This window comes from Rubrivirga sp. (assembly GCF_049648075.1).
GTDB lineage: Bacteria > Bacteroidota > Rhodothermia > Rhodothermales > Rubricoccaceae > Rubrivirga.
In genome coordinates, this window is record NZ_JBARYR010000443.1 from 1 (window position 1) to 11949 (window position 11949).

The following is an 11949-nucleotide window of genomic DNA, read 5'->3' on the forward strand; positions in this document are numbered from 1 at the left end:
GCTTCTTGGCCCGCTCCTTTCGTTTGGCAGCTCGCTCCTCGGCCTCGAGCTGGCGCTTGCTCATCGCGCCCAGAATGTCGTCGCGGCCGAGCGCCTTCCAGACCGTGACATCGGCGAGCCGTTTGCCCCCGACGACCTCGACCTCGTCGGCCGTTAGTTCGACGCTGTACTGCATGGTGCCCTTCCGAGCCTCGGCGACCTGGAGGGTCACGTCGAGCTTGGGGCGCCACGTGAGCTCGCCCGCCATGCCCGTAATCTTGGCCGGGCTCTGCTCGTGAAACCGGACACGCCCGTCCGGGAGCTCAATGCCTCCGCGGCCCACCTTCGGCGTCGGTCGAACGGGCGATTGGAGTAGGAAGCCCTCGTCACGCGAGTACGAGAGGTAGCGGGCCGTCCCGCTGTCGCTCACCAGCTGCCACTCGTCCCAGGTCCACGTGTCCTCGTCGTCCCAGCCCTTGTAGCGGAGCCAGCCAGTCACGACGTGACGCTCGCCTTCGAAAGTGCCCTCGGCGCCCGGCATGATGTCCTGGTTGGGCTTGAACCGAGGCTTGACGCGTCCCAGGATCTCGAGCTGCTTCGAGGTCAGATCGAGGACGCTGCCGCAGTGCGTGCATACGACCGACTTGGACCCGCGGTCCGGGTGAACCTCGACCTGGCCGCCGCAGTTGGGGCACTGAAGGTTCTCGATCGAGGCCGCGCGCACCCCCACGTCGTCCAGCAACCTCGAAGACGCGACGGTCCCGGCCTCGACGTCTCCAACGCCCTCGAGGGCGTCCGCCGCCCAGCGGTTGTCGGGGTTGACGGCGAGCACCCGACGCAGCAGCACCGACTTGGCGCCGGCGTCCTCCGTCACGCGAGCGCGCCAGGTAAGCGCGAGCTCGTTCTCGGCCTCGGCCTCGAGGACGGAATCGAGCAGCCGGCGGGCGGCCTCGAGGTGGCCGCGACGGGCGGCGCGGATGGCGCGGTCGAGAGCGGAGAGGTCCGTCATCACTTGCCACCGGAGTAGCCGCCACCAGAGGACCGCGTGCCCCGGACGCTTCGTGCTCGAGCCGCTGCCGCGGCGGCTGCCGCCGCAGCCACTCGCTGTCGCTGCGCTTCGAGCTCACGCTGCCGCTGCGCTTCAGCCAACTCAGCCTCGTACTGGATTCGCTCCGCCATGCTCATCTCTCCTGCTCGGTATCGACGGTCGCGTTCCTGAGCCTCGGCGATCAGACGTTGCCGCTCCATTTCACTGGCTTGCGCCTGACGTGCCTCAGCGGCCGTGTTGGTGCTCCGAAGAGACCGCGCGCCGTCCCCGAGGTCGGATGAGCTCAGCGCGATCAGGGCCGTGAAGCCGACGAGGAGGAGAGCGAAGAGGCGTCCGAACATCAGGTGAGGTGTCTGAGTCTCCTACGTCGAGGCCGCAGCCGGAGGATCACGGGTTAGTAGGTCTCGTCGTCGATGACGATGGCGCTCCGCTGGATCGGCTTGCCGGAGAAGACCTCGATGCCCGCTTCGGTGTACTCGATGGAGATCTCGGTCCCGCCCGCCGAGCCGTCGATGTACCGAATGGTCTCGCCGGGCAAGATCTCGACGCCGAGCTGCCCCTCGGCTCCGACGACCGTCGCCTCCCCGATCTCGTCCACTTGCACATCGAGGTCGCCGACCTTGATGGTGTCTCCCGGCCGGACGCCCTCGAAGAGCGGCGCCGAGACGTCGCGGAGTTGGAGCGCCGAGAACTGACCCTCGTCCTCGATGAGCCACGCGCGGCCGGCGCCGTCGATCTCGATGAACCACTCCGTCCAGAAGCCGCCGTCGTACTCGTAGATCGCGCGGCCCAGCACGCGGAAGGCGCGGCTGCCGATCGAGCCCGTCGCGTCGAGGTAGAGAGGACTCGGGATCTTGACCAGGTCCACCGAGCGGCCGGTCGGGTCCAGGCGGGCGCCGTCGTAGAGCGAGACGCCGCCGCAGAAGTCGCAGGTCACGACCTTGACGAATCGGTTTCGGATCGGGAGCGGTGCGCCGCAGGTGGGACAGTGGTGCGTATCGGGCATCTGTATTCAGGATACGGGAACGAGATCGAACGGCGGTCAGCCGTACGGCTTGGCGTTCGCGCGAGCGATGGAGGCGACGAACCCGCTCACGATGGCGAGCAACAAGAACAAGCCGGCGCCCCACATCAACGGGTCGGTGCTCATCCGTGTCTTGAGCCGGAGGGTTACGGGCACCGTCGCGCGCTCCCGCCACACGCGCGCGCTGTCGGCCCCGAGGGCGAATCCGCCCCGCCGGATCTCCTCGAGGGTGAGTCCGCTCCGCCGGACCTCGAAGTCGTGGACGGTCCACTCGCGCTGAACGAGGGCCAGCAGGATCACGGTCTCCGGCCTCTCGAACGAGAACGAACTGATGTAGTCATCGATCTCCCTCGTCCCCTTGGAGGCTCGCGAGTAGATCTCGCCCGCCCTCGTCAAGCGGCCGGACGCCGGGTCCCACAGCGCCAACTTCGCGTCGAGTTGCCGAGGCAGATCCACCGGCGACACGAACTCGGCCTCGAGGACGTAGACGCGCCCGGCTGCTAGATCGAGCGTCGCGACCTCGACGGTGTCGTAGAGCGCTAGCAGTCGCTCGTCGGGGTCTGTGGGCAGCCTCACCGGCTCGACCTCGAGGGTGGTGTCGACCTCGAGGACGTCGAACCGAAAGCCACCGGAGGCGCCGTCGTGGAAGACCGTGAGGGCTCCGAACGCGACGCCCAGAACCAGACTCAGGAGGAAGACCTGCGCGGCGAATCGCGACCGACTCTTCAGCGTTGCGACGCGCTCACGCGTGGCCTGCGCTTCGTCGGGCTTCCCGAGCGCCTCCCAGACTTCGACCTCGGGGATCGGATGGCCGCTGACGACCTCGACCTCATCGGCCGTCGTCTCGACACTGTACCGGATTCCCTTGCGGCGCGCTTCCGCGACCCGAAGGATGGCGCCGAGGCGCGGGCGCCAGGTCAGCTCGCCCGCCATCCCGATGATCTTGGCCGCGCTGCTCTCGTAGAACCGAACGCTTTGACCATCGACCTCGAGGCCGCGCTTCGTGACGATCGGCGTCGGGCGGACGGGGGCCTGGAGCAGGAAGCCTTCGTCGGCGGAGAACGAGAGGTACCGCGTCTCGCCGCTGTCCCCGACGAGCTGCCACTCGTCCCACCCCCACCGATCCTCGCTGTCCCACCCTTCGTAGCTGAGCCAGCCCGCCACGACGAACCGCGCGCCCTCGAAGGTGCCCTCGTCACCGGGACGGATGTTGCGAACGGGATACCAGTGCGTCGGCACGCTCCCGAGGATCCCGAGTTGCGTTGCCGTCACGTCGAGGACGGTGCCGCAGTGCGTGCACACGACGGCCTTGGAGCCGCGCTCGAGGTGGACCTCGACCTGGCCGGCGCAGCTCAGGCACTGGAGCGACTCGAGAGATGCAGGCCGCGTACCGATCTCGTCGAGGTCCAGCGTCTTCGAGGGCGGCGCCTCCCCCTCGAGGATGGCGAGTTGGGCTGTGGCCCACCGACTGCCGGGGTTGACGTTGAGGACGCGCCGAAGGCGGTGCGCCTTGATGTCTGGCTCGTCCTCGAGGCGGGCTCGCCACACGAGAGCGAGTTCGTTGTGCGGATCGTCCTCGAGGACGGCGGCAAGGAGACGCTCGGCGGCGTCGGTGTGGCCTCGGCGAGCGGCGCGGATGGCGCGGTCGAGGGCGGAGAGCTCGGCCATCACTTGCCGTAAGAGGGTCCGCCGCCGTACGACGGGGTGTTCCGAATCACGGGCGCGTACGGGTCGGGCCGACCGGCGGCGATCGCTGCCGCGCTGATGGCCGCGCGTGCCGTCCGCATCGAGTCCTGAGCGGCGCGGTTCGCAACCAAGGTCGAGTCCCGTCGTGCGACCTCCGCAAGAGAGTCCTGAAAGGCGACGAGCTCCGTCCCGCGCATCGCTCCCGCCTGGAAGCGGCGGCCGTCCTCGACGCGTTTGCGGGTGGCTTCCGTCGTTCGGGTCTCCTCGTCGGTGAACGGCTGCCGCCATGCCCCAACGCCGAGCCACGACGCGGCCAAGAGCCCCGCCGCCACAGCGACCATCCCGCCCAGTACGACGAGTCGCACCATCACGCGCCCTCAAGGGGAGCAGGCACGCCCGCGCGGGCGGCCTCGGGGGCGGAGGGCGGACGGCTCAGGATCGGTCTGGAGGGACGGCGCTTAGACATACGTCACGACCTGCTCTCGAGGATCACGCCCTCGAGGGCGAGCGGGACCATCGGTAGCGTTCGTCCCACCTCGAGGACGATCCAGCGCGACCTCGAGGACGCCTACGCCTTCGCCGCCAGGCTCTTTTCGACGAACTGGATCACGGCGCCCGCCACGTCCTTGCCCGTCGACGTCTCGATGCCCTCGATGCCGGGCGACGAGTTGACCTCGAGGACGAGCGGCCCGCGCTCCGACTGGAGCACGTCGACGCCGCCGACCTTGAGGCCCAGCGCCCTGCACGCCGCGACGGCCGTCTTCCGCTCCTCGGGCGTGATCTTGATCGCCGTCGCGCTGCCGCCCTGGTGGAGGTTGGAGCGGAACTCGCCCTCGGCGCCCTGGCGCTTCATCCCGGCCACGACCTTGTCGCCGACCACGAACAGCCGCACGTCGGCGCCTCCGGCCTCCTTGATAAACTCCTGCACCAGCAGGTAGGCTTTCATCCCTCGGAACGCTTGGATCACGCTCTCCGCCGCCTTCTTCGTCTCACACAAGACCACGCCGACGCCCTGCGTGCCCTCGAGCAACTTGACGATCACAGGCGGTCCACCGACCGACTTGATGAGATCAGCGGCGTCATCGGCCTGGTGGGCGAACGACGTGCGGGGCAGCGCGATGCCCTTTTTGGCGAGGAACTGGTGGGCGCGCAGCTTGTCGCGGCTTCGCGTGATGCCGACGGACCCGTTCAGCGTCCACACGCCCATCGTCTCAAACTGGCGCACGATGGCGAGCCCGTAAAACGTGATCGAGGCGCCGACGCGAGGGATGATCGCGTCGGGCGGGTCTAGCCGTTCGCCGTGATAATGGACTTGGGGTCCGTCCGCGGTCAGATGCGCCGTGCACCGCAACGTGTCGAGCACCTGGACCTCGTGCCCCCGCTCCTCCGCGGCCTCGACGAGTCGGCGCGTCGAGTAGAGGTTGGGGTTGCGGGAGAGGATGGCGAGACGCATGTAGATCGGAGAGTGGTAACCGAGTGTAGCGACCGAAACAGCCGCGACCTCGAGGACGATGAGATATACCCAAGCCGGTGCTAGTCGTAAAACGCGCTGGGGTCATCGGGCCGGCCCAGCAGGTACGACCCGCCGGAGTCGACCACGACGCGGCCAGTCATGGCCTCGCGGCCCAATAGCATCGGGAAGCGCATCTGGCGTCGGTCCGTGAGCGTGACCTCGACGGGCCACTGGGGCGCGTCGGACTGGACGCCGAGCCGTAAGGTGACCCGGACCACGACGCGGAGCTCGGCGTGCCCACTCGAGGACGTGACCTCGCGCTCGTCCACGACGGGCGCCTGGCACGTGATGGCGAGCGTCTGTCCACGCAGCAACGGGTCGACGACGAATCGGACGTGCGACTCGCTGACGTGCTCGATGTCGCGCGCGTGCAGCGCCGACGTCCGTGCGCCGGTGTCGATTTTTGCGCGGACGGCAGGGAGTCCGAGGTCGGGAAAGGCCAGCCATTCCCGCCAGCCAACGGTAACGAGACTGCTCATTGGTCGGGGTAGGCGACGGCGTTGACCCAGTCGTCGTGGACCGGCTCCGAGGCGAGTGGAACGCCGCGATGAATGGCCCAGCGCTGGAGCCACGACATGCCGGCCCGTCCGGTGTACGTGTCCTCGGATCGGTACGCGTCGTCCTCGAGGGCGGCGTCGAGCGTGATGAATCGGTAGCCGCGTCGGCGGTACATCTCCAACAACCGGTCGAGGTGGTCGGCGTTGAGCTCGTTGGCGTGCAAGAGCAAGATGTTGGCGATCTCGCGGCCGAACAGCTCCTGCTCGAGCGCTTGGTAGTAACCGGCCGTCGTGTCCATGTAGGCGATGTACGCGTCGGCGATGCGGGCCTTGAGTGCGAGATCGTCCTCGGCCTTGTCGTAGGCGAACGCGTAGAGCCACTCTGCGTTGTCGTGCGTGACGGGCGCGATAATCAAGCCCTCGTCCTCGAGCCACGCCTCGAACGCGTCCTTCGTCTCCCGGTCCGGGCCGACGTTGAGATAGGGATGGCGGAAGTAGCGTACGGAGTCGCCCTGCGCGGCTAGCAGTCGGTTCGTGACCGGGTCGCCCTCGAGGACGTTCTGCTGGTACTCGGCGAGCGGCGTGTCGAACAGCGACGGGTGGTCACGAGTGTGGTTGCCCAGATCGAGCCCGGCATCGAGCCACTGCTGCAGGAGCGCGATCCGGGCCGGGCGCTCGAGGTCGCCCCCGAGGTCCAGCTTCCCCTCGTTGACGAAGCCGATGGCCGGAACGTCCGCGGCCTCGAGGTGGGCGAGCAGGTCGCGCGTGACGCGCTGCTGATACTCGAGGTCGTGCGGCCGACCACCGAGCGGCAGGTCGTCGATGGTGATCGCGATCGTGCGCGTGGCCTCGTCCTCGAGGACGGGCTCCGTCGAGGTCGGCTGCGCGCAGGCCGATGTGGCGAGCGCGAGACACAGAACGGCAGCGCTCAAGCGCCCTCGAGGTCGGATCATCGGTCGTGGGGCGCGAGATTGCAGGAGCGCGGCGTCCTCGAGGACGGTCACGAGCCGGCATCGGCATCGGTGAAGGTGTCGGCGCCGGCCAGCAGGTAGAGGACAGCCATGCGGACGGCGACGCCGTTCGTGACCTGGTCCAAGATGACGGACCGGTCGGAGTCCACGACCTCGCCCGCCAACTCGACGCCTCGGTTCACAGGTCCAGGGTGCATCACCCACAGGTCTGGGCTAGCCTCCAAGTGCTCCGGCCGGATGCCGTACAGCGTGTGGTACTCCCGCAGCGACGGCGTCAGGCCGATCTCGTCCCCCTGCCGCTCGAGTTGGATGCGCAGCGCCATCGCCACATCGCAGCCGTCGAGGGCCTCGTCCAGACGGTCCGTCACCACGACGTCCCGCCCGTCGAGGGCGGCCTCGAGGTCGACCGGCATCATCGTGCGGGGGCCGCACAGCGTGACACGGGCACCGAGCGCAGTCAGGCCGTAGACGTTGGAGCGGGCGACGCGGCTGTGGGCGATGTCGCCCAGAATCGTGACGTTCAGGCCGCGGAAGTCGTACGCATCGAGGGCGCTGCGACCGGGGACGTGGAGGTTGGAGATCGTGAGCGCGTCCAGGAGCGCCTGGGTCGGGTGCTCGTGCTGCCCGTCGCCCGCGTTCACGACGACGCCCTCGATGCAGCGCGTCAGAAAGTGGGCGGCGCCGGCCGAGCGATGGCGAATGACAGCCAGATCCACCTTCATGGCCTCGATGTTGCGCGCGGTGTCCTTGAGCGTTTCGCCCTTGGAGACGCTCGAGTTCGAGGCCGAAAAGTTCATGACGTCGGCCGAGAGCCGCTTTTCGGCCAGCTCGAACGACAGCCGCGTGCGGGTCGAGTTCTCGAAGAACAGGTTGCAGCACGTCACGCCACGCAGCGACGGCACGCGCTTGATCGGGCGGTCCAGGACGTCGCGGAAGGCCCGCGCGGTCTGCAGAATGAGGCGGAGCTCGTCGGCGTCGTAGTCGGCCAGGCCGAGCAGGTGCCGGTGCCGCAATGTCGAGGCGGCCTCGAGAGTGGGGTCGGGCGTCATCGAGGTCGGGTCTGTGCTCACGATGTCTTTTCGACCAGCCACACGCCGTCCTCGCGGTCCTCTTCCTCCAGACGGACGCGGACCAGCTCGCCGGGCGCCGTCGGCACGTGGCGGCCGACGTAGTCCGGGGCGACGGGCAGCTCGCGCAGGCCTCGGTCCACGAACGCGAGCAACCGGACGCTCGCCGGTCGGCCCATGTCGACCAGCGCATCGAGGGCGGCGCGCGTCGTCCGGCCGGTGTAGACCACGTCGTCCACGAGAACGATGCGGCGGCCGTCGAGGCGGAAGGGGATGTCGGTCGGCTGGACCGTCGGCGCCAGTCGCCCCGTGCCTCGGCCGATGTCGTCGCGGTAGAACGTCGCATCGAGGACGCCGAACGGGAGCCGCACGTCCTCGATGGCCTCGATCCGGTCGCGCAGCCGGCGTGCGAGGTGGACGCCGCGGGTCTGCATCCCGACGAGCGCCAGGCGGTCGGCCGGTGCGGCCTCGTCGTCCAGCTCCTCGACGATCTGACGGGCCAACCGGTCGAGCGTCCGCGCGACGTCGGCCGCGTCCATAAGGTGGGCTTTAACCGGGTCGGGCGGCGGCATACCGAAAGCTACACCCGGCACGGGTCGCGAAACGTGGGGAAGACACGCGCCTACGCAGATACGCGACCTCGAGGTCGGTCCGTGACCGATCGACCTCGAGGACGACGAGTCTCCTCCGTCGCGCGCGGCCTCGAGGCCGTCACCCGATCCACTTTGGAGCGATCAGCATTACGAACCAGCAGACGAACGCGAACCCGTAGAAAGCTCCGGCGACAATGGGCGTCGCCTCCAAAAGACTGAGGTTGCCCAAGATCGTGTGCCAGTCATGGAAGACGTTGTCGCCACCGAGCAACGGGAGCACTCGGGCCTGGGCGTCGGCAGCGTAGATGCTCACGCCGACCGCGCTCTGCCCAAGCCACAGCAACGAGAGCTGCGTCCCCACCCGGTTGTTCCAGTACACGCCTTGGTACACGAACAGAGCTGGCAGGGCGAGTTGGAGGATCGTCCCACCCGCCGCGTGGATCGTCTGACCGAACCAGCGGAAAAAGAAGTGCCCCGCCTCGTGGACGATCAAGTTGAACGAGTTGATCAGGACGATGATCGGGTTCGGGTCGTACGTGTACTCGCCCGTCGCGAACAGCGCGCACAGCGGAATCAGGGCGATGCCGAACAGGAACGGCGTCACGTGGTGCTTCTCCGGGAGCGTCAGCGAGACCATGCGTTCGGTATCGGCCGCCCGCGAGGACGACTCAACACCGCTGGAAGCGTCCCATCTCGATAGGACATGAGCGGAGGGCACCGCATCGAGGACGTGGACGTACCCCTCCGAGATGACAGACGCGCACCTCCTCTCTCCCAGCGACCTCGCTCGCGTCTCGACGTTCGAGCTCCGCGCTCGAGCCGTCGTCGAGGGGTTCATCACCGGCCTCCACAAGAGCCCCTACCACGGCTTCTCGGTCGAGTTCGCCGAGCACCGCGCATACAACCCTGGCGACTCGCTCCGGCACGTCGACTGGAAGGTGTACAGCCGCAGCGACCGGTTGGTGACGAAGCGCTACGAGGAAGAGACCAACCTACGCCAGTTCGTCGTCTTGGACACGTCGGCCTCGATGCGGTACCAAGGGCAGGGCGGCGTCTCCAAGCTGGAGTACGGCGCGACGCTGTCCGGCGCCTTGCACGTCATGATGGCCCGCCAGCGCGACGCCACCGGTCTGGTCCTGTTCGACAGCGACGTGACCGCGCTGGTCCAGCCCAAGAGCACGCGGTCCCACGTCCAGTCGCTTATGGCGCGTCTCTCGGGTCTCCTCGAGGACCAAGACGCCAGCGGCACGGAGACCTCGCCCTCGAAGGCGCTCCACAGCGTCGCCGAGCGCATCCCACGCCGCTCGCTCGTCGTCGTCATCAGCGACCTGTTTGCGACGAGCGAAGACCCCGAGGCGTCGATCCGAGCGCTCCGCCACCTCCGGCATCGAGGCCACGAGGTGATCGTGCTCCACGTCGTCGACAAGGCGACGGAGTGGTCCTTCGATGTCGGCGACCGACCGGTCCGACTGCGGGACCTCGAGACCGGTGAGGAGCGCACGCTCCAGCCTGCCCAGGCCCGCGACGGCTACCTCGAGGTTACGGACCGCTTCTTCGAGGACATCCGTCGCCAGTGCCGGGAGGCCGGCGTCGACTACGCCTTGCTCGACACGGCCCAGCCGTACGCCGACGCACTACGCGCCTACCTCAACAAGAGGAAGCGGCTGTACTAGTCGACCTCGAGGACGGACTCTCGAGAACGAACTCGAACGACACACCAGGCCGGCCCCAGCCGAGACCTGAGCGCTTGGGAACGCACGTCGTTCGGAACGACCCCGAGACCGCCACAGGGTAAGCCGACAACACGACCGCGCTTTGCCCTGGATGACACGCACGACGACGCCCTCGAGGACGGCGACCGCACGGCGGCCTCGACCTCGAGGGCGGACATAAAAAGAGGGGTCCCGGCGCCGAAGCACCGGGACCCCTCTAGGCCTTTAGAGGCAGACTACGCTAGCGAGCCAGCGTGATCTGACCCGAGCGCGTCCAGGTGTCGGTCGCGCCCGCCGCACGGAGGCGGTAGACGTAGACACCCGAGGCGAGGCTGCTGCCGTCGATGGCGATCCGCTGATCGGCACCGGCGTTCAGGCCGCCCGTGTTGACGTTCATGACCTGACGGCCCATCACGTCGTACACCTCGAGAGTGACCGTCGCAGACTCCGGGAGATCGAAGCTCAACTCAGCGCGGGCGCTGAACGGGTTCGGGAACGTCCCGTTGAGTGCGAACTCGGTCGGCAGCGCCGACGCGTTGTCGCCCTCGTTGCTGACCGGACGCTGGTTCGACGTGAGCCCGAAGGTCACGATCGTGCCCTGCGGCCCGAGGAAGCTGTCGATGCCAGACTCCTGGATGACGACGAAGTCGTCACCGAGGTCTCCGTCCTCCTGGCCGTCGGGGTCGACGGTGAAGGTCGAAGCGCCACCACCCACGTTGACGTAGGGGTTGCCAGCAACCGAACCGTCCTGGCGACGGATGAGCTCCAGGTTGTCAATGTTGTTGACAATCATGAAGTCGTCCGCGCGAGCCTCGACGTTGAACGTCGTGCCCTGGCCGAGTGCGCTACCGGTCGTCGAGACGAGCCAGTAGAAGTCCGGCACGGCCTCGATGGCCGGGACGTCGTCCGTCGGGAGGCTCGAGTTGGTACCCGGGTTCTCATCGATGAACGTGACGTTGATCGAGCGGAGCCCGAACGTCGCGCCAGCACCGTTCGACTCGAAGTCGAACACGAACGGAGCGTAGTCGCGATCGTCATCGTCGTTGTCGTCGACCTCACCCGTGGGGTAGATCACGCGACCCGGCGTGGCGGTCCCGACGTTGGCGACGCGCTTGCGCACGTTGCCAGCAACGTAGGAGTCGGTCAGAGCAATCGACTGGTCCTGACCCTCGGCGCCAACGATCACGAAGCCCTGGCCACCGTCGACGTCCTCAGACGTCAGCGGGGTGTTCTCGTGGTCGAGGCGGAGGTAGACCGTCTGCTGCTCGTTCGGCTCACCGACAACGAAGACGCCGCTCTCCAAGAAGAGGGTCTCATCGTTGGCCATGTCGCTCGAGGTCGACGGCGTGCCGTCAAACTCGTCGTCGAACAGGAGGGCGCCGCCCATGAGGGCCACGACCGCACCGGCGTCCTTGTTGATGCGGATGTCGACTCCGTCACCGAGGACTGTGGGTCCGGTAACGTTGACCATCGACGAGTCCGCGCCGACGAAGGCGATCTCGGAGAACGTGGCGGCCGCGTTTCCGCGCTCGACAACCGTCTGCGAGTTGATCACGTCGTCGTTGCCGTTGAGGGTGAGGTCACCCGCGACGTTGAAGACGTGGCCGTTGAGGTCGAACTGCGCACCACCGGAGACGATGAAGTCACCGAGGTCGAACGAGACCTGCGGGAGTCCGCCGGGGCCAGTGACCTCGGGGAGAGCCGACACGCCGTTCACGGTGAACGAGTTCACCATGCCCGGCAAGAGCACGTCGAAGACTGTGAACGGGTTCACAGGGCCTTGCTCGTTATCGATGACGTCGAAGCCGCCAGCGAAGAGGAGCTCGTCGTCGTTGTCGCTTCCAGACTCACTGCCCGTG

General features: G+C 67.7%; 13 protein-coding genes. 1 reads left to right on the forward strand and 12 read right to left on the reverse strand.

Translation table 11 applies throughout. The features are described from left to right. The 11 genes from WBA11_RS12575 to WBA11_RS12625 all read right to left on the reverse strand — a co-directional run. A partial coding sequence (locus WBA11_RS12575) for a DUF4178 domain-containing protein (protein ID WP_424521023.1) occupies positions 1-988 on the reverse strand: 988 nt, incomplete at its 3' end. Continuing rightward, entirely contained in the window at positions 988-1368 is a 381-nt protein-coding gene (locus tag WBA11_RS12580; RefSeq protein WP_424521024.1) for a hypothetical protein, read from the reverse strand. The genes WBA11_RS12580 and WBA11_RS12575, both read right to left, overlap by 1 nt. 53 nt (positions 1369-1421) lie before the next feature. Then, entirely contained in the window at positions 1422-2033 is a 612-nt protein-coding gene (locus WBA11_RS12585) for a DUF4178 domain-containing protein (RefSeq protein ID WP_424521025.1), read from the reverse strand. A gap of 36 nt (positions 2034-2069) precedes the next feature. Continuing rightward, on the reverse strand, positions 2070-3719 hold the full coding sequence (locus WBA11_RS12590) for a DUF4178 domain-containing protein (RefSeq protein WP_424521026.1): 1650 nt from the start codon (positions 3717-3719) through the stop codon (positions 2070-2072). Next, positions 3719-4105 (reverse strand): hypothetical protein, encoded by a 387-nt coding sequence (locus tag WBA11_RS12595; protein WP_424521027.1) that lies wholly within the window; start codon positions 4103-4105, stop codon positions 3719-3721. Before WBA11_RS12595 ends, WBA11_RS12590 begins: the two co-directional genes overlap by 1 nt. A 200-nt stretch (positions 4106-4305) precedes the next feature. After that, positions 4306-5190 (reverse strand): 30S ribosomal protein S6--L-glutamate ligase, encoded by an 885-nt coding sequence (gene rimK / locus WBA11_RS12600; protein WP_424521028.1) that lies wholly within the window; start codon positions 5188-5190, stop codon positions 4306-4308. 80 nt (positions 5191-5270) lie between these two features. Beyond that, on the reverse strand, positions 5271-5729 hold the full coding sequence (locus tag WBA11_RS12605; RefSeq protein ID WP_424521029.1) for an ATP-dependent zinc protease: 459 nt from the start codon (positions 5727-5729) through the stop codon (positions 5271-5273). Beyond that, positions 5726-6679 carry a polysaccharide deacetylase family protein gene (locus WBA11_RS12610; RefSeq protein WP_424521030.1) on the reverse strand — a complete coding sequence of 318 codons (954 nt, stop codon included), beginning with the start codon at positions 6677-6679 and terminating at the stop codon, positions 5726-5728. The genes WBA11_RS12605 and WBA11_RS12610 overlap by 4 nt, the downstream gene beginning before the upstream one ends. 68 nt (positions 6680-6747) lie before the next feature. Further along, positions 6748-7767: an aspartate carbamoyltransferase catalytic subunit gene (locus tag WBA11_RS12615; protein WP_424521035.1), complete on the reverse strand. Its 1020-nt coding sequence runs from the start codon at positions 7765-7767 to the stop codon at positions 6748-6750. A gap of 17 nt (positions 7768-7784) precedes the next feature. Beyond that, complete coding sequence (gene pyrR, locus WBA11_RS12620; RefSeq protein WP_424521031.1) at positions 7785-8357, reverse strand: bifunctional pyr operon transcriptional regulator/uracil phosphoribosyltransferase PyrR; 573 nt, start codon at positions 8355-8357, stop codon at positions 7785-7787. Between the two features lie 139 nt (positions 8358-8496). Further along, positions 8497-9015 carry a hypothetical protein gene (locus WBA11_RS12625; protein WP_424521032.1) on the reverse strand — a complete coding sequence of 173 codons (519 nt, stop codon included), beginning with the start codon at positions 9013-9015 and terminating at the stop codon, positions 8497-8499. Between the two features lie 112 nt (positions 9016-9127). Between WBA11_RS12625 and WBA11_RS12630 the strand changes: the two genes are divergently transcribed. Further along, complete coding sequence (locus WBA11_RS12630; protein ID WP_424521033.1) at positions 9128-10051, forward strand: DUF58 domain-containing protein; 924 nt, start codon at positions 9128-9130, stop codon at positions 10049-10051. Positions 10052-10331: 280 nt separating this feature from the next. Here WBA11_RS12630 and WBA11_RS12635 read toward each other — a convergent pair. Next, on the reverse strand, positions 10332-11949 hold a 1618-nt coding region (locus tag WBA11_RS12635; RefSeq protein ID WP_424521034.1), incomplete at its 5' end, for a T9SS type A sorting domain-containing protein.

Coding starts and splice junctions, on each gene's coding strand:
- WBA11_RS12605 (WP_424521029.1), bottom strand. CDS start 5,729: ATGAGCAGTCTCGTTACCGTTGGCTGGCGGGAATGGCTGGCCTTTCCC.
- WBA11_RS12585 (WP_424521025.1), bottom strand. CDS start 2,033: ATGCCCGATACGCACCACTGTCCCACCTGCGGCGCACCGCTCCCGATC.
- WBA11_RS12615 (WP_424521035.1), bottom strand. CDS start 7,767: ATGACGCCCGACCCCACTCTCGAGGCCGCCTCGACATTGCGGCACCGG.
- WBA11_RS12595 (WP_424521027.1), bottom strand. CDS start 4,105: ATGGTGCGACTCGTCGTACTGGGCGGGATGGTCGCTGTGGCGGCGGGG.
- WBA11_RS12625 (WP_424521032.1), bottom strand. CDS start 9,015: ATGGTCTCGCTGACGCTCCCGGAGAAGCACCACGTGACGCCGTTCCTG.
- WBA11_RS12580 (WP_424521024.1), bottom strand. CDS start 1,368: ATGTTCGGACGCCTCTTCGCTCTCCTCCTCGTCGGCTTCACGGCCCTG.
- WBA11_RS12590 (WP_424521026.1), bottom strand. CDS start 3,719: ATGGCCGAGCTCTCCGCCCTCGACCGCGCCATCCGCGCCGCTCGCCGA.
- pyrR (WP_424521031.1), bottom strand. CDS start 8,357: ATGCCGCCGCCCGACCCGGTTAAAGCCCACCTTATGGACGCGGCCGAC.
- WBA11_RS12630 (WP_424521033.1), top strand. CDS start 9,128: ATGACAGACGCGCACCTCCTCTCTCCCAGCGACCTCGCTCGCGTCTCG.
- rimK (WP_424521028.1), bottom strand. CDS start 5,190: ATGCGTCTCGCCATCCTCTCCCGCAACCCCAACCTCTACTCGACGCGC.